Origin of the sequence: Enterobacter sp. Tr-810 (genome assembly GCF_011752765.1) — a bacterium.
In the GTDB taxonomy this organism is placed as follows: domain Bacteria; phylum Pseudomonadota; class Gammaproteobacteria; order Enterobacterales; family Enterobacteriaceae; genus Enterobacter; species Enterobacter soli.
In genome coordinates this window covers 975940-998324 of sequence record NZ_VWWW01000001.1, presented here as the reverse complement: position 1 = coordinate 998324, position 22385 = coordinate 975940, and the positions used below count along the sequence as shown (strand labels likewise).

20 protein-coding genes and 1 riboswitch are annotated in these 22385 nt (G+C 53.4%); of the genes, 10 read left to right on the top strand and 10 right to left on the bottom strand.

Translation table 11 applies throughout. From position 1 onward, the window contains the following. Positions 1-16: 16 nt before the first annotated feature. Positions 17-757, bottom strand: coding sequence for an HTH-type transcriptional regulator MlrA (mlrA, locus tag F3J30_RS04720; RefSeq protein WP_166716258.1), 741 nt, complete (start codon positions 755-757; stop codon positions 17-19). A 218-nt stretch (positions 758-975) separates the two neighbouring features. On the opposite strand from mlrA, the gene F3J30_RS04715 reads away from it, so the two are divergent. Genes F3J30_RS04715 through F3J30_RS04705 form a run of 3 tightly spaced genes read left to right on the top strand, consistent with a single transcriptional unit; the run spans position 976 to position 3891 of the window. Then, entirely contained in the window at positions 976-2661 is a 1686-nt protein-coding gene (locus tag F3J30_RS04715; protein ID WP_166716255.1) for a sensor histidine kinase, read from the top strand. Further along, on the top strand, positions 2655-3374 hold the full coding sequence (gene btsR, locus F3J30_RS04710; RefSeq protein WP_014070995.1) for a two-component system response regulator BtsR: 720 nt from the start codon (positions 2655-2657) through the stop codon (positions 3372-3374). The genes F3J30_RS04715 and btsR overlap by 7 nt, the downstream gene beginning before the upstream one ends. 46 nt (positions 3375-3420) lie before the next feature. Next, a complete protein-coding gene (locus F3J30_RS04705; protein WP_014070994.1) occupies positions 3421-3891 on the top strand; it encodes a DUF1456 family protein in 471 nt (156 codons plus the stop codon). A 78-nt stretch (positions 3892-3969) separates the two neighbouring features. Here F3J30_RS04705 and metG read toward each other — a convergent pair whose 3' ends face one another. Further along, positions 3970-6003, bottom strand: a complete 2034-nt coding sequence (gene metG, locus F3J30_RS04700) for a methionine--tRNA ligase (RefSeq protein WP_166716253.1) — start codon at positions 6001-6003, stop codon at positions 3970-3972. Positions 6004-6140: 137 nt separating this feature from the next. Here metG and apbC point away from each other — a divergent pair, with 137 nt between their 5' ends. Next, positions 6141-7250: an iron-sulfur cluster carrier protein ApbC gene (apbC, locus tag F3J30_RS04695; protein ID WP_014070992.1), complete on the top strand. Its 1110-nt coding sequence runs from the start codon at positions 6141-6143 to the stop codon at positions 7248-7250. A gap of 35 nt (positions 7251-7285) precedes the next feature. Here the strand turns inward: apbC and F3J30_RS04690 are convergent, their stop codons facing one another. Both F3J30_RS04690 and F3J30_RS04685 read right to left on the bottom strand, forming a co-directional pair. Continuing rightward, positions 7286-7771, bottom strand: a complete 486-nt coding sequence (locus tag F3J30_RS04690; protein ID WP_014070991.1) for a GNAT family N-acetyltransferase — start codon at positions 7769-7771, stop codon at positions 7286-7288. Next, entirely contained in the window at positions 7716-8048 is a 333-nt protein-coding gene (locus tag F3J30_RS04685; RefSeq protein ID WP_014070990.1) for an RcnB family protein, read from the bottom strand. Before F3J30_RS04685 ends, F3J30_RS04690 begins: the two co-directional genes overlap by 56 nt. A 466-nt stretch (positions 8049-8514) precedes the next feature. On the opposite strand from F3J30_RS04685, the gene F3J30_RS04680 reads away from it, so the two are divergent. Genes F3J30_RS04680 through F3J30_RS04670 form a run of 3 tightly spaced genes read left to right on the top strand, consistent with a single transcriptional unit; the run spans position 8515 to position 12298 of the window. Beyond that, a complete protein-coding gene (locus F3J30_RS04680; RefSeq protein ID WP_166716250.1) occupies positions 8515-9654 on the top strand; it encodes a polysaccharide export protein in 1140 nt (379 codons plus the stop codon). Next, positions 9654-10103, top strand: a complete 450-nt coding sequence (locus tag F3J30_RS04675) for a protein tyrosine phosphatase (protein WP_211053097.1) — start codon at positions 9654-9656, stop codon at positions 10101-10103. The genes F3J30_RS04680 and F3J30_RS04675 overlap by 1 nt, the downstream gene beginning before the upstream one ends. Then, on the top strand, positions 10103-12298 hold the full coding sequence (locus tag F3J30_RS04670; RefSeq protein WP_166716245.1) for a polysaccharide biosynthesis tyrosine autokinase: 2196 nt from the start codon (positions 10103-10105) through the stop codon (positions 12296-12298). Before F3J30_RS04675 ends, F3J30_RS04670 begins: the two co-directional genes overlap by 1 nt. Before the next feature lie 99 nt (positions 12299-12397). Here the strand turns inward: F3J30_RS04670 and F3J30_RS04665 are convergent, their stop codons facing one another. From F3J30_RS04665 to F3J30_RS04655, 3 genes are all read right to left on the bottom strand, one after another. Further along, the gene (locus F3J30_RS04665; RefSeq protein ID WP_014070986.1) at positions 12398-13864 is read right to left on the bottom strand and encodes an aspartate aminotransferase family protein; all 1467 of its coding nucleotides are present in this window, start codon (positions 13862-13864) and stop codon (positions 12398-12400) included. Positions 13865-13882: 18 nt separating this feature from the next. Then, a complete protein-coding gene (locus tag F3J30_RS04660; protein ID WP_166716243.1) occupies positions 13883-15259 on the bottom strand; it encodes a diaminobutyrate--2-oxoglutarate transaminase in 1377 nt (458 codons plus the stop codon). Positions 15260-15571: 312 nt separating this feature from the next. Then, complete coding sequence (locus F3J30_RS04655; RefSeq protein ID WP_166716240.1) at positions 15572-16033, bottom strand: hypothetical protein; 462 nt, start codon at positions 16031-16033, stop codon at positions 15572-15574. 594 nt (positions 16034-16627) lie between these two features. Then, positions 16628-16724: riboswitch (TPP riboswitch) on the top strand. 35 nt (positions 16725-16759) lie between these two features. Here F3J30_RS04655 and thiM point away from each other — a divergent pair. Genes thiM through F3J30_RS04640 form a run of 3 tightly spaced genes read left to right on the top strand, consistent with a single transcriptional unit; the run spans position 16760 to position 19115 of the window. After that, positions 16760-17530 carry a hydroxyethylthiazole kinase gene (thiM, locus tag F3J30_RS04650; RefSeq protein ID WP_166716238.1) on the top strand — a complete coding sequence of 257 codons (771 nt, stop codon included), beginning with the start codon at positions 16760-16762 and terminating at the stop codon, positions 17528-17530. Continuing rightward, complete coding sequence (gene thiD / locus F3J30_RS04645) at positions 17527-18327, top strand: bifunctional hydroxymethylpyrimidine kinase/phosphomethylpyrimidine kinase (RefSeq protein ID WP_166716235.1); 801 nt, start codon at positions 17527-17529, stop codon at positions 18325-18327. Before thiM ends, thiD begins: the two co-directional genes overlap by 4 nt. A 41-nt stretch (positions 18328-18368) precedes the next feature. Beyond that, positions 18369-19115, top strand: a complete 747-nt coding sequence (locus tag F3J30_RS04640) for a GntR family transcriptional regulator (RefSeq protein ID WP_014070981.1) — start codon at positions 18369-18371, stop codon at positions 19113-19115. Here the strand turns inward: F3J30_RS04640 and F3J30_RS04635 are convergent. From F3J30_RS04635 to F3J30_RS04625, 3 genes are read right to left on the bottom strand one after another with little or no spacing between them, the layout of a single operon-like run. After that, complete coding sequence (locus F3J30_RS04635; protein WP_166716233.1) at positions 19089-20045, bottom strand: PfkB family carbohydrate kinase; 957 nt, start codon at positions 20043-20045, stop codon at positions 19089-19091. The two genes, F3J30_RS04640 and F3J30_RS04635, sit on opposite strands and share 27 nt — an antisense overlap. Beyond that, positions 20042-21046: an ADP-ribosylglycohydrolase family protein gene (locus F3J30_RS04630; protein ID WP_166716231.1), complete on the bottom strand. Its 1005-nt coding sequence runs from the start codon at positions 21044-21046 to the stop codon at positions 20042-20044. Before F3J30_RS04630 ends, F3J30_RS04635 begins: the two co-directional genes overlap by 4 nt. Beyond that, the gene (locus F3J30_RS04625; protein ID WP_166716229.1) at positions 21043-22320 is read right to left on the bottom strand and encodes a nucleoside permease; all 1278 of its coding nucleotides are present in this window, start codon (positions 22318-22320) and stop codon (positions 21043-21045) included. Before F3J30_RS04625 ends, F3J30_RS04630 begins: the two co-directional genes overlap by 4 nt. Positions 22321-22385 lie beyond the last annotated feature (65 nt).

Here is a 22385-nt window from a genome sequence, read left to right as displayed (position 1 = left end):
GAACCATTAAATGCCGTTACGACTCATTCGGACCGAGCGAATAAACCGGGTAGCCGTGCTCGCGCCACTCCGTCAGCAGCTGTTGCTGCGAGGCTGTCGGGACTTCACCACACCAGACCAGCAGCGTCTGCCCGTCAAAAAATTCGGGGCGAAACTGCGCCAGAGAATGTGCCAGCACATCCACGCGCCAGCCCTGCTGGGTGGCTATCCACGCTTCCAGCCACAGACGGGTGGTATCGTGCACATTCCAGCCAACGACCAGCGCATCTTTTCCGTTTTTGTTTCTTGCCGATGCCAGGCAAACGGAAATGTAATTGATCAGTACGCCATCGAGCATACTCAGCAGCGCCTGTAAGGTGGACTGCTGGCACTGAAGACGGCGGCGTAAGGGGATAAAAAGATGCGTAATCAGGGTTTGCGCAGGGTAGTCGCGCCCTTGCTCTTTAATCCACGCACGCAGGCGTTGCAGATTCCCCGCCTGCAACAGGCGCAGCAGGGCTTCTTGTTGTTCGCGCCAGATATGCTGTGTGTCAGGATCGTCCTGGCTGAGCAACGATTTCACTTTCCCAACCTGAACACCGTTGTCGATCCAGCTTTTGATCTCGCGGATCCGGTCGATATCCGCGTCATTAAACAGGCGGTGACCACCGTCTGTTCTCTGCGGTTTGAGTAATCCGTATCGTCGTTGCCAAGCCCGTAGGGTCACGGGATTGATATCACAAAGGAGTGCCACTTCACCTATTGTGTAAAGCGCCATATTCGCCCCCTGGCTTACGCGTCCCCAGCTTAACTGTAGACCCAGATTGGTGAACCAGGAAGTGCTGGTGAATTTTTGAACAAAAAATGCGAGGGATACGTTATGTTCAGCAAAAGGTGTGATACCGGACACGAATTACACCTTTTTCGGTACGCTTCAAAGAAAGTTTAACCACATCAGTGTATGTTACGCGTTTTTAGAACGTGCGGTTTGCGAGTATGTACGAGTTTAACCTGGTGTTGCTGCTGCTTCAGCAGATGTGTGTTTTCCTGGTCATCGCCTGGTTGATGAGTAAAACGCGCCTGTTTATCCCGCTGATGCAGGTTACCGTACGTCTGCCGCATAAGCTCCTCTGCTACGTAACTTTCTCTATTTTCTGCATTATGGGGACTTACTTTGGTCTTCATATCGAAGATTCGATCGCCAATACGCGCGCCATCGGTGCGGTGATGGGCGGGCTGCTCGGGGGGCCTGTCGTTGGCGGCCTTGTCGGGTTAACGGGCGGTCTGCATCGCTATTCGATGGGCGGCATGACGGCGCTAAGCTGCATGATCTCGACGATCGTCGAAGGGCTGCTCGGCGGCCTGGTTCACAGCTACATGATCAAGCGCGGTCGCCCGGATAAAGTCTTTAGCCCCATTACTGCGGGCGCTATTACCTTCATCGCAGAAATGGCGCAGATGGCCATTATTCTGCTGATTGCCCGTCCGTTTGAAGATGCGCTGCATCTGGTGGGCAGTATCGCCGCCCCAATGATGGTAACAAATACCGTGGGCGCGGCGCTCTTTATGCGCATCCTGCTGGATAAGCGTGCGATGTTTGAAAAATACACCTCAGCGTTTTCCGCGACCGCCCTGAAGGTGGCCGCCTCTACGGAAGGTATTCTTCGCCAGGGGTTTAACGAAGAAAACAGCATGAAGGTGGCGCAGGTTCTCTATAAAGAGCTGGATATTGGTGCGGTGGCGATAACCGACCGCGAGCGGCTGCTGGCGTTTACCGGAACAGGGGACGACCACCACCTGCCAGGCAAACCGATTTCGTCTACCTATACGCTGCGCGCCATTGAAACCGGGGAAGTTGTGTATGCCGACGGTAACGAAGTGCCGTATCGCTGTTCGCTGCATCCTCACTGCAAACTCGGTTCTACTCTGGTGATCCCGCTGCGTGGGGAAAATCAGCATGTTATGGGAACCATCAAGCTGTACGAGGCTAAAAACCGGCTATTCAGCTCAATCAACCGCACACTTGGCGAAGGGATTGCGCAGCTGCTTTCGGCGCAGATCCTGGCCGGGCAATATGAGCGGCAAAAGGCGCTCTTAACCCAGTCGGAGATCAAACTTCTCCATGCGCAGGTGAACCCGCATTTCCTGTTTAACGCCCTGAATACGCTAAAAGCGGTGATTCGTCGTGACAGCGACCAGGCCGCGCAGCTGGTGCAGTATTTATCGACATTCTTCCGTAAGAACCTCAAGCGTCCTTCGGAAATTGTCACCCTGGCCGATGAAATTGAGCATGTGAACGCCTATCTGCAAATCGAGCAAGCGCGTTTTCAGTCGCGGCTGCACGTGTCGTTATCCGTGCCGGACGAGCTGGCGTATCAGCATCTTCCGGCCTTTACCCTGCAACCTATCGTGGAAAATGCCATCAAGCATGGCACGTCACAGTTGCTGGGCATCGGGGAGATAAGCATAGCGGCGAGCCGTTTTAATCACCATCTGGTGCTGGATATTGAAGATAACGCCGGGCTCTATCAGCCAACTGCCTCTGGCGGGTTGGGGATGAGCCTGGTGGATAAACGTCTGCGCGCTCACTTCGGCGACGCGTGCGGCATTACCGTCTCCTGTGAGCCGGACCGATTTACCCGCATTACTTTACGATTACCGCTGGAGGAAAACGCATGTTGAAAGTGCTGATTGTTGATGATGAGCCGTTAGCACGGGAAAACCTGCGCATTCTGTTGCAGGAGCAAAGCGATATCGAGATCGTTGGCGAGTGTGCTAACGCTATAGAAGCGATTGGCGCCGTTCATAAACTGCGCCCGGACGTACTGTTTCTGGATATCCAGATGCCACGCATCAGCGGGCTGGAGATGGTCGGGATGCTCGACCCGGAACACCGCCCGTACATTGTGTTTTTAACGGCGTTTGACGAGTACGCCGTGAAAGCTTTTGAAGAACATGCTTTTGATTACCTGCTCAAACCGATAGAAGAGAAGCGACTGGAAAAGACGCTTACCCGCCTGCGCCAGGAGCGTACCGTGCAGGATGTAACCCTGTTACCGGAAAATCAGCAGCCGCTGAAGTTTATTCCCTGCACCGGGCACAGCCGCATTTATCTACTGCAAATGGACGATGTGGCTTTTGTCAGTAGCCGCATGAGCGGCGTGTTTGTCACCAGCGCCGAAGGTAACGAAGGGTTTACCGAGCTGACCCTGCGCACGCTGGAAAGCCGCACGCCGTTGATTCGCTGTCATCGTCAGTATCTGGTGAACATGGCGCACCTGAAAGAGATCCGCCTGGAAGATAACGGCCAGGCAGAGCTGGTATTGCGCGCCGGGCAAACCGTGCCGGTGAGCCGTCGCTATCTGAAAAGTTTGAAAGAGGCGATTGGCCTGTAAAGCTGGTACACTGCGCGCCATTGCATCATCGACATTTGAAGGCTCTATGCTCAGTAACGATATACTCCGTAGCCTGCGCTACACCCTGAAAGCAAACAACAACGATATGGTGCGCATTCTTGCGCTGGCCGATATGGAATCCACGTCCGCCGGTTTTGACACCTGGATGACCAAAGAAGATGAAGAGGGCTTCGTGCGCTGCCCGGACATCATTCTGTCGGGTTTCCTGAACGGCCTGATTTACCATAAGCGCGGCAAAGATGAGTCTGCGCCTGAGCTTGCGCTGGAACGTCGTGTGAATAACAACACGGCGCTGAAAAAGCTGCGTATCGCGTTTTCACTGAAAACGGACGATATTCTGGCGATCATGACCGAGCAGAAATTCCGCGTGTCGATGCCGGAGATCACCGCCATGATGCGCGCCCCGGATCATAAAAATTACCGCGAGTGCGGCGACCAGTTTATGCGTTATTTTTTACGCGGGTTGACGGTGCGCGAGCACGCGAAAAAAGCGTAGGTTACAGGCCGGGTAAGGCGAAGCCGCTGCCCGGTAAAAAGGCCAAAAAAAAGCCGGAGATTATCTCCGGCTTTTTTATTATTTCACCTGCTGACCAGGCTTCGCGCCTTCATCAGGGCTTAACAGGAAGATATCTTTCCCGCCAGGACCTGCGGCCATCACCATGCCTTCGGAGATACCAAAGCGCATTTTACGCGGTGCCAGGTTAGCAACCATCACGGTCTGGCGGCCAATCAGTACCTGCGGGTCAGGATACGCAGAACGGATACCAGAGAAGACGTTACGCTTCTCGCCGCCCAGATCCAGCGTCAGACGCAGCAGTTTATCGGAGCCATCGACAAATTCTGCGTTTTCAATCAGCGCCACGCGCAGGTCAACTTTTGCGAAATCATCAAAGGTGATGGTTTCCTGAATCGGATCGTCAGCCAGCGGGCCGGTAACCGGTGCAGCAGCGGCTTTCACCTCTTCTTTAGAGGCTTCAACCAGCGCTTCAACCTGTTTCATCTCAATGCGGTTATACAGCGCTTTGAAGGTGTTCACTTTGTGGCTGAGCAGCGGCTGAGCCATCGCATCCCAGGTCAGTTCCGTGTTCAGGAACGCTTCTGCACGGGCAGAAAGCTGCGGCAGAACCGGCTTCAGATAGGTCATCAGCACGCGGAACAGGTTGATGCCCATAGAGCAGATGGCCTGCAAATCGGCATCACGGCCTTCCTGCTTCGCCACAACCCACGGTGCCTGCTCGTCAACATAGCGGTTAGCCAGATCGGCCAGCGCCATGATTTCACGCACGGCTTTACCGAACTCACGTGCTTCCCACGCTTCGCCAATGATCGCAGCCGCGTCGGTGAAGGTTTTGTACAGGGCTGGGTCAGCCAGTTCGGCCGCCATCACGCCGTCGAAACGCTTAGCGATAAAGCCTGCGTTACGGGAAGCCAGGTTCACCACTTTGTTCACGATGTCTGCGTTCACGCGCTGCACGAAATCTTCCAGATTCAGGTCGATATCGTCGATGCGTGAAGAGAGTTTCGCGGTGTAGTAATAGCGCAGGCTGTCCGCGTCGAAGTGGTTCAGCCAGGTGCTGGCTTTAATGAAGGTACCGCGAGATTTGGACATCTTCGCGCCGTTCACCGTCACATAACCGTGCACGAACAGGTTGGTAGGCTTGCGGAAGTTGCTGCCTTCCAGCATTGCCGGCCAGAACAGGCTGTGGAAGTAAACGATGTCTTTGCCGATGAAGTGATACAGCTCGGCGTCGGAGTCTTTCTTCCAGTATTCGTCAAAGCTGACGGTGTCGCCGCGCTTGTCACACAGGTTCTTGAACGAGCCCATGTAGCCAATTGGCGCATCCAGCCAGACGTAGAAATATTTGCCCGGTGCGTTCGGGATTTCAAAACCGAAGTACGGCGCATCGCGGGAGATATCCCACTGCTGCAAGCCAGACTCGAACCACTCCTGCATTTTGTTGGCAACCTGCTCCTGCAACGCGCCGCTGCGGGTCCAGGCTTGCAGCATTTCGCTGAAGGATGGCAGGTCGAAGAAGAAGTGTTCGGAATCACGCATCACCGGCGTAGCACCAGACACCACAGATTTTGGCTCGATAAGCTCGGTTGGGCTGTAGGTTGCGCCACACACTTCGCAGTTATCGCCATACTGGTCTGGTGATTTACATTTCGGGCATGTGCCTTTCACGAAACGATCCGGCAGGAACATGCCTTTTTCTGGATCGTACAGCTGAGAGATGGTGCGGTTTTTAATAAAACCGTTCTCTTTCAGACGCGTGTAGATAAGCTCCGACAGCTCACGGTTCTCGTCGCTGTGCGTGGAGTGGTAGTTGTCGTAGCTGATGTCAAAGCCAGCAAAATCAGTCTGATGCTCCTGACTCATTTCGGCAATCATCTGCTCAGGAGAAACACCCAACTGCTGTGCTTTCAACATAATTGGCGTGCCGTGGGCATCGTCCGCGCAGATGAAGTTGACCTGATGGCCGCGCATTCGCTGGTAACGGACCCAGACATCAGCCTGGATATGCTCCAGCATGTGGCCGAGGTGGATTGAGCCGTTGGCGTACGGCAGTGCGCACGTTACCAGAATTTTTTTCGCGACTTGAGTCATAGTAGTCATTACTTCTTTTAACTGTGAAAAGGGTTTTTGATATTACCAAATGGGGCATTATTAAGTAAGCACAAACCGCGGCCTTTCAGGTAAACTTGTTCAACTAAGGTCTTATTCACAAGAACAAAGGAGTCGGGATGAGTTCGCAATCCCAGGCCAAATCACCGGAAGTCTTACGAGCAATGGTTGCCGGTATACTGGCTAATTTTCAGCATCCAACCCTGAAGCACAATCTCACTACGCTGAAAGCGCTGCATCATGTCGCCTGGCTGGATGACACGCTGCACATCGAACTGCAAATGCCGTTTGTGTTTACCAGTGCCTTCGATACGTTAAAAGAGGAGTGCAGCTCCGATCTGCTGCGCATCACCGGGGCGAAAGCCATTGACTGGAAGCTGACCCATAGCATTGCCACGCTCAAGCGGGTGAAAAACCATCCGGGCGTGAACGGGGTGAAGAATATCATCGCGGTGAGCTCTGGTAAGGGTGGGGTGGGTAAATCCTCCACAGCGGTAAACCTGGCGCTGGCGCTGGCTGCCGAAGGGGCAAAAGTCGGTATTCTGGATGCTGATATCTACGGCCCATCTATTCCCAACATGCTGGGTGCAGAAAACCAACGTCCAACCTCGCCAGATGGCACGCACATGGCGCCGATTATGGCGCACGGCCTGGCAACCAACTCGATTGGTTATCTGGTGACTGACGATAACGCGATGGTCTGGCGTGGCCCGATGGCCAGCAAAGCGCTGATGCAGATGTTGCAGGAAACCATGTGGCCCGATCTGGATTACCTGGTCCTGGATATGCCACCGGGTACAGGCGACATTCAGCTCACCCTGGCGCAGAACATTCCGGTGACCGGTGCCGTTGTGGTGACCACGCCGCAGGATATCGCGCTGATTGATGCCAAAAAAGGCATCGTCATGTTCGAGAAAGTTGAGGTGCCGGTACTCGGTATTGTCGAGAACATGAGTATGCATATTTGCAGCAACTGCGGACACCATGAGCCAATCTTTGGCACCGGTGGCGCAGAGAAACTGGCTGAGCAATATCACACTCAACTGCTTGGCCAGATGCCGCTGCACATTACGCTGCGTGAAGATCTGGACAGCGGTAAACCGACCGTCGTGAGCCGCCCTGAAAGTGAGTTTGCTGATATGTATCGCCAGCTGGCGGGCCGTGTTGCCGCACAGCTCTACTGGCAGGGCGAAGTGATCCCGAGCGAGATTGCATTCCGCGCAGTGTAAGCTTTGTAGCCGGGCCTGCGATGCGCAGCCCGGCGTTAACGCAACCGGTAGTGCATCAAATAATATTCTCCGTCCGGAGAATCCCCTGATGCTTCGATGTGCCAGCCGTGGCGCTGGTAAAATGCAACAGCCCGTTTATTTTTAACCAGACACTTCAACGCTCCCGTGCTGGTAAATGTCCGCTGCGCCTGTTCCAGTAATAACGCCCCCACGCCCTGACTCTGCCTGCGCGGATCAACAAACAAATTGTGCAGAAAATTATCGTTCGTCCAGATGGAGGCAAAGCCAAGCCGATGGCCGTCTTCAACCGCGACCCAAATCAGTTCGTCGCGGGTTGCCGCGTCAAAATCTTCGAGCTGCCATTCGGAAGCATCCAGCCACGGCCAGGCTTCACGCCGGGCATGAAGGTAGAGCGTGCGCAGGAAAGGGCGATCGCTCTCCTGCCACGGTCGAATCAGAAGGGGATCAGCGGTGATAGAAGATATCTCCGTTATAGGCTTTGTAGATTTTGCCGTCAGCATCACCAATCAGGACGTAGTTTTCGCCCATGTATGTCCAGTGGGTACCGGCATCCGGGGCCGGAAGATTACGCAGCTGATACTGTTTAATGGTGTACTCAGGCGTTTGGTATAGCGCCGGAGCCGTGTCACCAATCTTGAATTTTGTGAAATCGGCGATGAACTCTTGTTCTTCATAGGCCTTAATGCCAGAAGGGGCAGACGCCGTTTGTGGGGCGGCAGAGGCCGCACTCGCCAGAGACATAACTACACCCAGAAGCAGCCATTTACGCTTAGCCATTTTTTCTCCATTTATACCGTTACTGATACATTCAGCCTGCTGTTACGTTGACAGCCCGGCAGTAAGCCTATTCTAAGTACCATAGCCGAGTATGTTCGAAAAAAAATGTAACAAAAGTGAACGGTTTTGTGTGGTGCGGATGGGGAGTGTTATTTTTTATATGAATATGAGTGTCTCGCTATAATTCATCATTGTTATGTTTTATTTAATTAAATCTGAAAATGAATTTCTAATGCAAGTTTGTAACGACTATGACGTGCATTTTCGCAAGCGAGGATTTAAGATTTTTTAAAATTCTACGGTTTGATTTTTTTCTCGCGGCGGCTTCAGGGATTCCGTTATTTTTTTACCTTTCTTTAACGTTTGTATGTAATGACTTTAAACTCAGCTGATTACAGGTGGCGAGACGTGCGAGCTTGTGCGCCGGGCTGCATTTTTTGCGTGCATGGATGATAAATTTATATAAATGAAAAAAACAACAGCATTTTCTTTAATATTCCTCGTGATAAGTCAGCTGACCGGATGCGTAATTTCGCCTGGCCAAACATTGAAGACGACCGGGAAAAATAGTATTACGCCTTTTGATATAAATAATGATTTAGATAAACAAGTAGATATATATCCATTAACGCCTTTTTTAATCGAAAAACTGCGTCCCGTCGCGGTTAAATCTCAGGCTAATCCTAATCTGGATGAACAGGTCAAAAACTGGGAATACCACATTGGTACCGGTGACATCCTGACGGTCACCGTCTGGGATCACCCCGAGCTCACAACACCCGCCGGTCAGTACCGTAGTGCAAGTGATACAGGTAACTGGGTCAATGCAGATGGTACGCTTTTCTATCCTTACCTGGGCAAACTGCACGTGGCGGGAAAAACGGTTTCAGAGGTACGTGAGGCAATCACAGTGCGGCTGGATAGCGTCATTGAAAGCCCGCAGGTGGATGTGAGTGTTGCCTCTTTCCGTTCGCAAAAAGCTTACGTAACGGGTGAAGTGGTGAAATCGGGTCAGCAGGCTATCACCAATATTCCCCTGACGGTCATGGATGCCGTTAACGCTGCGGGAGGGCTGTCTGCTGACGCCGACTGGCGTAATGTGGTGCTCACCCATAATGGCCAGGATTCACGAATATCACTCTACGCCCTGATGCAGCATGGCGATCTGACCCAAAATAAGCTGCTCTATCCTGGCGATATCCTGTTTATTCCGCGTAATGACGCGCTGAAAGTGTTCGTGATGGGTGAAGTCATTAAGCAGAGTACGCTGAAGATGGATCGTAGCGGTATGACGCTCGCCGAAGCCCTGGGGAATGCCGGAGGGCTGAATCAGGATATGGCCGATGCAACGGGCATTTTTGTTATCCGCTCGATACGCGAAACCGGGAAGGCAGGCAAAATCGCCAATATTTATCAGCTTAATGCACAAGACGCGTCGGCAATGGTGTTGGGAACGGAATTTCAGCTAGAGCCGTACGATATTGTTTATGTCACCACTGCACCGGTGTCGCGCTGGAATCGGGTGATCGCGCAGTTAGTGCCGACGATAACGGGCGTGCATGACCTGACCGAAACGGTTCGTTACATCAGATCGTGGCCACAATAATGTTCCGTTCAATACTCGTAGTTTGCACCGGAAATATATGCCGCTCCCCAATCGGGGAACGGCTTTTACGCCAGCAATTGCCTGGAAAATTGATCACGTCGGCGGGTATCTATGGGCTGGAGGGGCATCCGGCGGATGAAGCTGCGCAGGAGGTCGCCTGGCGTCATGGTCTTTCACTTGATGGGCACATTGCCCGCAGGCTGACTCACAGCCAGATGGAGAAATCCGACCTTATTCTGGTGATGGAACCGCAGCATCTTCACTTCATTGCCGCCATGGCCCCGGAAATTCGTGGAAAATCACTTCTGTTTGGGCACTGGCTGAAACAACAGGATATTCCCGATCCGTACAGGAAAAGCAATGAAGCCTTTGAGTATGTTTTCGATCAGTTAGGGAAAGCCAGTCAGGAATGGGCTCGTCGCCTGGGTCAAAAAGGAATTCAGCATTAATGTCGACAAACACAATAGGTCATTACAGTACACCAGCGCCGGAACATAATGAAGTGGATCTCCTGCGATTCATTGGGGAGATAATCGATCACCGCACGCTGATCCTCAGCATCACACTCTTTTTCACTCTTGGTGCTGCGTTTTTCGCTTTTATCAGCACTCCGGTGTATCAGGGCGATGCCCTGATACAGGTAGAGAGTAAGCAAGATAACGATCTTCTCAAGAGTTTAAGCCAGTTTAGCGGGGATCTTACACCAGACACTGGGCCTGAGATTCAGCTGCTTAAATCACGTATGATCCTGGGTGCGACGGTAGATCAGCTAAGACTGTCGCAGCAGGTTAAGCCGTATTATTTCCCTGTGCTGGGTTCGCTCTGGGCGAAACTCCAGGGGCGCACCCCGCCGGGAATCACCCTGAAGTGGCTGAATATCCCGCTGTTCAAAGGAAAGCCGCAAAAACTTATCCTGACCGTCCTGGAGAAGGGGCGTTATCGTCTTGAGGGCGACAACGTTGAGGCTGAAGGTATTACCGGAAAACCCTTCGCCCTGAAGGGCATTTCTCTCTTTGTCACCGATATCGCCGCATCGACCGGGGACAAGTTTGAACTGAAAACATCCAGCAGACTGGAGGCAATCAATGCTCTTAACAAGCGGTTGACGGTAGCCGAATCGGCCAAGCAAAGCGGGATGCTGACATTAACCCTGACGGGTGAAAAACCTGAGAAAATTATTCAGATACTGGATACGGTTGCTGAAAATTATCTTAAGCAAAATATTGCGCGCCAGGAAGCGCAGGATACCCGCAGCCTGGCGTTTCTGCAGAATCAGCTTCCCATAATCAGTCATGAACTGGATTTGGCCGAAGCGCGGCTGAATGCTTATCGTGAGAAACGTGACTCTGTCGATTTATCGCTGGAGGCAAAATCGGTTCTGGATCAGGTCGTCAACGTAGAGAATCAGCTCAACGAACTGACCTTCCGTGAGGCGGAAATCTCTCAGTTATTTAAGAAAGAGCACCCCAGCTACCGTGCATTGAGGGAAAAACGCCAAACGCTTCAACAGGAAAGAACGCGTTTGAACAATCGCGTTTCAGCCATGCCCTCTACGCAGCAGGAGATTTTACGCCTGAGCAGGGATGTCGAGTCCGGCCGCACCATCTACTTACAGCTGCTGACGCGTCAGCAAGAATTGAATATTTCTCGTTCCAGCGTAATTGGCAACGTGCGCATCATTGATCGAGCTGTCACCCAACCCGATCCGGTTTGGCCCAAAAAAGTGCCGTTCGTCGTCATCGGTATACTGACAGGATTGATACTCTCTACAGGTAGCGTCTTGTTTCGCTTAGGCGTACAGCGCGGCATTACAACTTCTGAGCAACTTGAAGCTAAGGAAAGACCTGTGCTGGCAACGTTGCCAAGATCGGTCTGGCTGTGGAAAAAAACGCATCTCAGAAGAAAAAGCCTGTTTGCTTCCCGGTGGGTGCATAAAACCTCGGAAATTCCATTTCTGCCGGTTGACCGTCCAACAGATATTTTTGTTGAAGCAATACGTGGGTTACGAACCAGCCTGCACTTCACCATGATGGACGCAGAAAACCAGACCGTGGTAATTACCGGGCCAACGCCGGACTGCGGAAAGACGCTGGTCAGTACCTCACTGGCGGCAGTCGCAGCCCAGGCTGGGCTGCGGGTGCTATTTATCGATGCCGATATGCGCGAAGGATACGTCCATAATATCTTTGGGCTCAGTAACCAGACTGGGCTTTCCAGCGTGCTGGAAGGAAAGTGTGAGTATCGGGACGCGATTCAGTCTTACGAGAAAGGCGGGATAGATGTTATGACCTGTGGGCCTGTGCCTTCTGCTCCTTCGGAGCTGCTGCTGGGTCACACATTTCGGGAAATGATGTCATGGGTGAATGAAAACTATGATCTTATTATTCTCGATACCCCGCCGGTACTTGCGGTCACGGATGCAGCGCTAATAGCCAGATATGCGGCAACCTCCGTGCTGGTGGCTCGCTATCATAAAACCAGTGAGAAAGAGATCGAAAACAGCATAAAACGTCTGCTTCAGGCGGGTGTGCAGGTGAGAGGAACGATCCTCAACGACATTATGAAATCCGCTGCGCTTTATTACAGCTCGGGATATAGCCAGCAGGGTTATGGCTATACCCAAAGGAATAAACGCGAGAGTTAGCTTTTTACCAGAAGATACCAGAGGAACGATGTGGATCAGAACAGGAGGGGGGATGACGCGTCGAAGTAGCCCCTCTCTCTGTGAGAGAGGGGCAGGGTATTATTTCGCCAGAACTTCCTGCGCAGTACGCTCAACCAGAGACAGCAGGACTTTGATGTCCTCAAGCGTCACGGTTGGGTTCAGCAGAGTCAGCTTCAGGCAGGTAACACCGTTATGCTCGGTGACACCGACGTTGGCACGGCCGGATTCCAGCAACGCATCGCCGATTTTCTGGTTCAGCAGCGCAACGCCCGCGTTGTCCATCTGCATTTGCGGACGGAAACGGAACAGCACGCTTGCCAGCTGAGGTTGCATCACCAGTTCAAGAGCAGACTGCTCTTTCACATACGCAGCAACCTGCTGTGCCAGGGTCACACCGTGATCGATGATCGCCGCATATTGTTCCTGACCCAGAGCTTCCAGGCTCATCCACAGTTTCAGCGCATCGAAACGACGCGTGGTTTGCAGAGACTTGGATACCAGGTTAGGCACGCCAGCTTCTTCGTCGAACTCAGAGTTCAGGTATGCCGCCTGATAACGCATCAGCTCATAGTGACGCGCTTCTTTCAGCAGGAACGCGCCGCAGCTGATGGTCTGGAAGAACTGCTTGTGGAAGTCCAGGGTAATGGAATCCACCAACTCGATGCCGTCCAGATAGTGACGATACTGCTCAGACATCAGCAGCGCGCCGCCCCAAGCCGCATCAACGTGTACCCAGATATTCTGCTTCGCCGCCAGCTCAGCAATCGCACGCAGCGGATCGATAGCACCGGCATCGGTCGTACCTGCTGTCGCGACAATCGCCAGGATCTGTTCACCGTTGGCGTTGCACTGCTCAATTTTCGCCGCCAGATCGGTCAGATCCATGCGGGAGAATTCGTCAGTTTTCACCTGCACCACGGACTGGTAACCCAGGCCCATCAGCGCCATGTTTTTCTGCACGGAGAAGTGCGCGTTTTCGGAGCACAGCACGCGAATTTTACGCAGATCGCCAACCAGACCATCTTGCTGGACGGAGTGGCCCAGACGCGCAAAGAACGCATCACGTGCCAGCATCAGTCCCATCAGGTTGCTCTGGGTGCCGCCGCTGGTGAAGACACCAGCGTCGCCAGCCTGATAACCCACGCGGGTACGCAGCCATTCGATCAGTTTGATTTCGATAATGGTTGCGGACGGGCTTTGATCCCAGGAGTCCATACTCTGGTTAGTTGCGTTAATCAGCACTTCCGCAGCCTGGCTTACCACCAGGCTTGGGCAATGCAGGTGCGCAACACACTGCGGGTGATGAACGGACAAACTGTCTTTCAGGAAGAACTCAACGGCGCGTTCAATCGCCGCGTCATTGCCCAGCCCTTTCGGGTTGAAATCCAGCTTAATACGGTCGCGCAGTTCCGCGACCGTTTTGCCCTGGTACATCTCAGGCTGTTTCAGCCACTGCATCACAGCCTGAGTGCTTTGTTCAATCGCCTGCTGGTAAGCTTCAATGCTCTGCGCAGAGGAGAACAAAATTGGGTTTGAATCAGACATCGTAATCAATAACTCCGGTTACGCCGGGCGAACGCCCGCAGCAAGCAGTGCCTGCTCGAATTTATCCAGGAAGATTTTCAGCTCTTCATCGCTGATCAGCAGAGAAGGCAGCAGACGCAGCACAATGCCGTTACGACCGCCACGTTCCAGAATCAGACCGGCTTCGAAGCACTTCTTCTGAATCAGTGCAGACAGCTCGCCATCGCCCGGGTAGCAACCCATGTGATCAGCTGCTTCGTGTGGCTTAACGATCTCGATACCGATCATCATGCCCAGACCACGAACGTGACCGATTACCGGATAACGTTTTTGCAGCTCAGCCAGCTGTGCTTTCAGCCATTCGCCTTGTGCAGCTACTTTACCTGCGATGTTCTGGTCTTTGAGGATTTTCAGCGTCGTCAGACCGGTTGCCATCGCCAGCTGGTTGCCGCGGAAAGTACCGGTGTGGTGACCTGGAGCCCATGCATCGAACTGCTTTTTGATACCGAGCACGGCCAGTGGCAGACCGCCACCTACAGCTTTGGACATCACGATGATGTCTGGCTCGATGCCAGCGTGTTCGAAGGCGAAGAATTTACCGGTACGGGCAAAACCTGCCTGAACTTCGTCGAGGATCAGCAGAATGCCGTGTTCCTGGGTCACTTTACGGATGCGCTGCAACCACTCAGCCGGAGCCGGGTTCACGCCGCCTTCGCCCTGAACCGCTTCCAGAATAACGGCAGCAGGTTTACGCACGCCGCTTTCAACGTCGTTGATCAGGTTATCGAAATAGTAAGTCAGTGCTTTCACGCCCGCTTCACCGCCGATACCCAGTGGGCAACGGTACTGGTGCGGGTAAGGCATGAACTGAACTTCTGGCATCATGCCGTCAACCGCTTCTTTCGGAGACAGGTTGCCGGTCACGGACAGTGCGCCGTGAGTCATACCGTGGTAACCACCAGAGAAGCTGATGATACCGCTACGGCCGGTGACTTTTTTTGCCAGTTTCAGTGCCGCTTCAACAGCATCGGCGCCAGATGGGCCGGTGAATTGCAGGCAATACTCTTTGCCCTGACCAGGCAGCAGAGACAGCAGATATTCGGAGAACGCGTCTTTCAACGGCGTAGTCAGATCCAATGTATGTAACGGCAAGCCGCTGGTAATGACATTTTGGATGCTTTTCAGCACATCAGGGTGGTTATGGCCAAGCGCAAGGGTGCCTGCGCCTGCTAAACAGTCAAGGTATTCTTTATTATCTGCATCGGTGATCCACACGCCGTCTGCTTTAGTGATAGCTAAAGGCAGCTTGCGCGGATAACTCCTGACGTTAGATTCAAACTCGGCCTGACGGGCCAGATAGGTTTCGTTGCTTTTATGGGCATCTACGGTGTCAATACGGACTTTATCCGTCATCATATCACTCCTACAACCGCAGCTTCGTTATGCGCCACGATTGAATAAAAAGTTAAAAAACAGATGGGGCCTGGAAAAAACGCCGCCAATATAGAGCCTTTTGCCACGGGGCTCAATGGTTAATTTGTTTACTGTTTTGTTACATGGCGCTCAGGGGGAGGAATATCCTCGTTTTGAGAAAGAAAGTAGTGAATTCTTAGTAATAAAAACAGTGCGTTACACTGACTTCGGCCTGACTGTAAAAGTCAGGGATAGAGTGTTACAAATCGTGCCTTTTTTTGCCTGAAAAGGAGGCTTATTGCCTCCTCCGCTTCGTTATTTCTGTGTCACCTGCAAAAGTCCGTGCTCGCGTCCTTTGGCTTTATTCCACGAAGCATCCGTAATACCGTTCTCATCAAGGCTAATGGATATAACAAATCCATTACCATGTATTTCATAAAAATTAGCATTTAGGCGTTTAACGGTCGCTTTTTTACCATTTACCGTTGCGCTAAAAAAGCCGTTCGAAAGGGTGGCATTCAGTCCGTTCGCTGAGAACGACGCTTCGCGCAGGGGATCGTGGATCCTGGCTTCTTGCGCATGTTGTACTGCGGCGGTGACATTCTCCAGCGCTTGCTTTTCAGCCGCTGCGTTTACCGCTGCCGTCCGGTTTTGCTCGGCAAGGTAGCAGGTATCACGGCTGATGCCCTGCGCTTCGCATTTCGCCATCCGATCCGCCTGGTTTGTACACCCCGCCAGCGTTGAAAGGGTTACGGCTATCATCACTAACTTTTTCATTATATGACCTTGATTATTGGAAACGACACAGAATCAATTCGTTTATTTACCTGGCAGCTGTAAACACTGGTTTATTTGCGTAAAATAAATCACGCCAATAAAAATGCCCGTCGCAACCAGGCACATAGACACTATTGCGCTATATATGATTAATTTCATCGAATTAATATCAATATGACGAGTAAGGAATGTCGTAAATATTATAAATTATCGTAGAACCTTTTTGAGTATGTGTTTCTTTAGTAGCGACACTGATAACGGAGGACAACTATCCAATATCAGGACTGTCTTCATTTTGATGTGGATCACCTTTGTTACTATTAGATAAGCCCACGATCATATAAAAGTTGTTTTTATAATATGTTGTTTTTGATGAATATTTTTGGATGTCGTACAAGCGGGATAAATCAGGATGAACGTTTAATTACTCATAAATCAATAACATTAAATGTATGCATTTAAATATAGTTGCAGCAAAAAATAATGGATAAATATTTGATTGTTTAGCACGGGTATCACTGAGGTAGCCGAAAGGGGCAGGGCTTGCTATTACGTGTCGCTTACCTTAGTCTGCCCCTGTTACAGCATTTTGTGTAATTTGACTCGGGGTGCCCTTCTTTGTGAAGGCTGAGAAATACCCGTATTACCTGATCTGGATAATGCCAGCGTAGGGAAGTCAGATGCCTTCCCGGTCATCGCTTCTTCACGCAAGGCAGGAGCGAAACCATGCAGCCTGACCTGCTCGACTTACACGTTTTACATCAGTTCCGAACCCGTTCCCCGCTCACGCACTGCATGACCAACGATGTCGTGCAAGCCTTTACCGCTAACGTGCTGCTGGCGCTTGGCGCCTCTCCGGCGATGGTCATTGAAGCGGAAGAAGCTGAACAGTTCGCCACCTTTGCAGATGCGCTGCTGATTAATGTCGGCACACTGACCGCCCCGCGCGCGCAATCGATGCGCCGGGCAATAGAGAGCGCCGTTGCCGCAGGTAAACCCTGGACGCTCGACCCGGTTGCGGTCGGCGCGCTGACGTTCCGCACTCGTTTTTGCCATCAAATCCTCGCGCTCAAACCTGCTGCTATTCGCGGTAATGCCTCGGAAATTCTGGCGCTTGCCGGAATGAGTGCCGGCGGTCGTGGCGTTGATACCACCGATACGGCCGCAAGCGCGCTGCCCGCGGCGCAGGCGCTGGCGCGGCAGACCAACGCCATCGTCGTGGTCACCGGGGAAGTCGACTATGTGACTGACGGGCTGCGAACCCATACGGTGACAGGGGGTGATCCGCTGATGACGCGCGTTGTGGGAACCGGATGCGCGCTTTCGGCGGTGGTGGCGGCCAGCTGTTCATTGCCAGGTGACCGGCTGGATAACGTGGCGGCAGCCTGTGGGTTTATGAAGCGCGCCGGAACGGTCGCCATCAGACATTCTCGCGGCCCGGGCAGCTTTGCCAGCGCGTTTCTCGATGCGCTTTACACCCTGGAGGAACAGGCATGAAGCAGATTAATGCATTGACCATTGCCGGAACCGACCCAAGCGGCGGCGCGGGTATTCAGGCCGATCTGAAAACCTTCTCGGCGCTGGGGGCCTATGGTTGTTCGGTTATTACTGCCCTGGTGGCGCAAAACACGCGCGGCGTGCAGTCGGTTTATCGCATTGAGCCTGATTTTGTCGCAGCACAGCTGGACTCGGTGTTCAGCGATGTGCGCATCGACACCACAAAAATCGGGATGCTGGCGGAGACAGATATTGTCGAAGTGGTAGCTGAGAGGCTTAAACGTTACCAGATACAAAACGTGGTGCTTGATACCGTCATGCTGGCCAAAAGCGGCGATCCGCTGCTTTCTGTTTCTGCTGTCGAGACATTGCGACAAAAACTGCTGCCGCAGGTGGCGTTGATCACCCCAAACCTGCCAGAAGCCGCAGCCTTGCTGGATGCGCCGCACGCGCGCAATGAATGCGAAATGAAAGAGCAGGGCAGCGCACTGCTGGCCATGGGCTGCGGCGCGGTACTGATGAAAGGCGGTCATCTCGATGATGCCGAAAGCCCGGACTGGCTCTTTACCCGTGACGGGGAAATGCGTTTTACCGCCCCGAGGGTGCAGACTAAAAACACGCACGGCACGGGCTGTACGCTCTCGGCGGCGCTGGCGGCGCTGCGCCCACGACATAATTCCTGGGCAGATACGGTGCAGGAAGCCAAAACCTGGCTCTCTGCGGCGCTGGCAAAAGCCGATACTCTGGAAGTGGGTCACGGTATTGGGCCGGTTCATCATTTTCATGCATGGTGGTAAGCCGTATACTGGCAATAAACACCACGCCTGAGAAAATACAGATGGAACAAGCGCATACCCGGTTAATCGAGCAGCTTAACGAACGGATCGCCGCGCCGGACAACACGCCGCTGTACCTTAAGTTTGCCGAAACGGTCAAAAATGCCGTGCGCAGTGGCGTGCTGGAGCACGGGAATATTCTGCCGGGCGAACGCGATCTGAGCCAGCTGACCGGGGTGTCGCGTATTACTGTACGTAAAGCGATGCAGGCGCTGGAAGAAGAGGGCGTGGTCACGCGCGCCCGGGGCTACGGCACGCAAATTAATAATATCTTTGAATATTCCCTCAAAGAGGCGCGCGGGTTTTCTCAGCAGGTGGTGTTACGCGGGAAAAAGCCCAATACGCTGTGGGTCAATAAGCGAGTGGTGAAATGCCCGGAAGAGGTCGCCAGCCAGCTGTCACTTGCGCCGCAAAGCGATGTCTTCTTACTTAAGCGTATTCGTTACGTGGATGACGACGCCGTGTCGATTGAGGAATCCTGGGTTCCGGTGGGTTTAATTCACGACCCGGATGCGATTGGTATCTCGCTGTACGATTACTTCCGCAGTCAGAATATCTTTCCGCAGCGCACTCGTTCCCGCGTCAGCGCCCGGATGCCGGACAGCGAATTTCAGACGCATATCAAAATGGACGATAAAATACCGGTGCTGGTGATAAAGCAGGTTGCGCTTGACCAACAACACCGGCCCATTGAGTACAGCATCAGCTATTGCCGAAGCGATCTATACGTTTTTGTGTGCGAGGAGTAACTCATCACGGGTGGGGGCACAATCTCCACCCCGATGGCTGACCACCCACGCCGCGACCGCGTTGCCAAGCTGCACCGCATCGGCCAGGCTCCATCCCGCCGCCAGCCCGGCAAGCGTACCGCCTGCATGACTATCGCCGGCGCCAATGGTGTCCACCACCGTGGCAGGAAAGGCCGGAACATACCCGCTATCCTCCCCGTTAAAATACCCGGCGCCGTCTTTATCGTGACGCACAATCAGCGCAGAGGCGAACCGCTTTTGCCATTGCCCGCCTAATGACTCCGGATCCATGCCAAACCTTTCGGCGGCAATCTCTGCCTCCTGGCGATTAAGCGACACAATGGGCTGACAGGCCATAATGCGCGCCATCAGTGAGTCGGGGATATCGGCAATGCGCGGGCCAAAGTCGATAAACGCCGTCACGTTATGCAGACCTTCCAGCCATGTCGTGAGCAGCTCGCCGCAGGGTGACGCCAGCTGGTAGCCGGATAAATACACCAGGCTTGCGGGCGGTACGTCGAGCGCATCCAGCCAGGGCTGCTGCCACTGGTTTTCCACGCCGCTGAACGACATAAACGTGCGTTCACCGTCAGGCTCGACCAGCGCCAGACACCAGCCGTTGTCGCCTGTATCGGCTTCCACTGCACTGTGCAGATCCTGTTTTGCCATCGCGTTACGAATGATATCCGCCCACACGCCGTGCCCGACGGGCAGTGCGTTTTGCGCGGTAATGCCGAGCCGTTTCAGCGCAATGGCAATATTCAGCGCGCAGCCACCAATGTTCACACCCTGCTGTTTTAGCTCGATATCACATCCGCGCCACGGCAGGGCGTAGGCATCAGCAATGACGTCAATCACTGCCGCGCCCAGCACCGTTACCGGGCGTGTAGCCTGTAATGTCTCAAGGTGACGGGCAAAATCTGACGTCATACGCCCTCCCTTTGCTCCCGGTAGTGCAGTAATTTTTCGCAGTAATGACCAAAGTCGAGTTGGTTAACGGCATCGAGTTCATTTTTGAGCGCCGGATCAATCGCCTGCACGCCATGCAGCGCGCCGCAGATAGCCGTTGCCATCGCGCCGATGGTGTCAGTATCGCCGCCCAGATTGGCACATAAAATGGCGCAGCGATTCGGATCGGTTCCTGCCAGTTCAACCATCGCAATGGCTGCCGGAACAGACTCAATGGTACTGGTGCCCGCCCCGACGAGTTGATAAACCTGCTCGCTGGCGGATTCGATCCCTTTTGCATTGCGCACGGTGTGTAGCGCCAGTTCGATACGCGCGGTCAGAGAAGCGCTGAATGTGGTGGGCTTCGCTTCCTGGGCATAGCGGGCGATACCGGGCAGGGCATCAACGATGTTCTGCCAGCGCTCGCCGTCGATGGCGCGTGAAACCGCCCAGGCAATCACCACCGCCCCTGCAATCGCAAGGTCAGATTTATGTGTAGGGCTGGACGCAAGCGCCACCTGTTCGACAAAGTGTTCAAGACGGGTGGCGGGCAGCAAACATCCTAGTGGGGATGCGCGCATGGCCGCGCCGTTGGTTACGCCGTTGTTCTCAAGCGCACTCACCGGTTTACCGTCGCGGATGGCATTCAGCGCGATTTTCGACGTTGGGCCAAGCACGTTTTTGTTAAACGCGTCGAATGATTCGGCCCAGTGCAGAATATGTTTGCCGATGACATCCGCATTGATCTGCCCGTCGCATTCGATAATCGCGTCGGCCAGGCACAGCGCCATTGAGGTGTCATCGGTAAACTCTGCCTGGTCAAAATAGCAGGCCGCGTTGTTCTCGGCCGGCCCCGGTAAGAAGCGGTCTATCCAGCCGAAGTGGGCTTTCACACGGCTTCTTGGCCACAGTTCCGATGGCATCCCCATTGCATCCCCTAACGCCTGCCCGTAAAGAGCACCGAGAACACGTTCGTGTTTCATTTCACTTCCCCTTGTGTCAGCGCGGTATCGCCATCAACCACCTCAATTGGGGTGATCTCTTTATCCGATTCGCGGAAAAACAGCATAAACATCACGGCGATCACGGCAATCATGATCCCACCAAATGCCCACATTCCGGCCCAGTTGAAGGTCAGCCCGTTCACCGGCTCTTTGTATGCGAACATTTTTTCCATCATCACGCCGCCCAGACGGTAACCCAGCAGGCTACCAAAGCCCTGACAGCACAGCGTGATCAAGCCCTGCGCGGCAGTACGCATATGCGCGGGCGCTTTTTTATCGACATAGATGTACGCGGTCACGTAATAGAAGTCATAGCTCACGCCGTGCAGCAGAATGCCGAGGAACAGCAGGGCGTAAGTGAAGTATTGCTCTGCGCCGCCGTAAACAAAGAAACCATAACGGATTGCGGCGGTGATAAGTCCCAGCAGCAATACCTTCTTAATACCAAAGCGCTTGGTGAAGAACGGCAGCGCCAGCATAAAGAAGATTTCAGAGAACTGGCCAAGCGTCATCCAGCCGGTGGCGTTTTTCATGCCCACTTCGGTGAGATAACCGTTGGCGAAGATGTAGTAAAACGCCAGCGGCATGGCGAACAGGAACGAGCAGCAGAAGAACACCAGGAAGTTCTTGTCGCGCAGCAGGATCAGCGCATCAAGCCCCAGCATCACTTTGATGTCCAGTTTGCCGGTGCTCTTCGGTGGCGTATTCGGCAGAAACAGTGCAAACACGCCGAGCAGCGCGGAGCTGGCGGCGGTCATCAGCAGCGGGATATTGGTATCAGAGATATCGTTATAGCCCATCATCTGCGGTAGAAAACCACAGGCCAGGCCGGAGGCGATCCAGCCGATAGTGCCCATCACGCGGATACGCGGGAAATCGGCCTCCACATCGTCCACGTTAGAGAAGGCGATGCTGTTGGTCAGGGCGATGGTGGGCATATAGGTCAGGGAATACGCCAGCAGCAGCGGGAAGAAGGTGGCGAACTGGGTCTGCTGCGCGGCGAAGTACATCAGTACGGCACCGGCAAACATCAGCACCGCCAGCACTTTCTGGGCGGCAAAGAAGCGGTCGGTCAGTGAGCCCACAAGGATCGGCGAGAGGATCGCGGCGATCGCGGTACAGGCATAAGACCAGCCAATTTCCCCGGCGCTAAAGCCGCTTTTGCTCAGCCAAAGCCACAGTGGCACAAACCACGCGCCCCAGATAAACCATTCAACAAACATCATGAATGACAGTTGGACTTTCGTTTTCATTGTTTAATCCTGCATGTCAGAGAGAGTACTCCTTTAACATACCATTCAATAATACCTTTTAAATA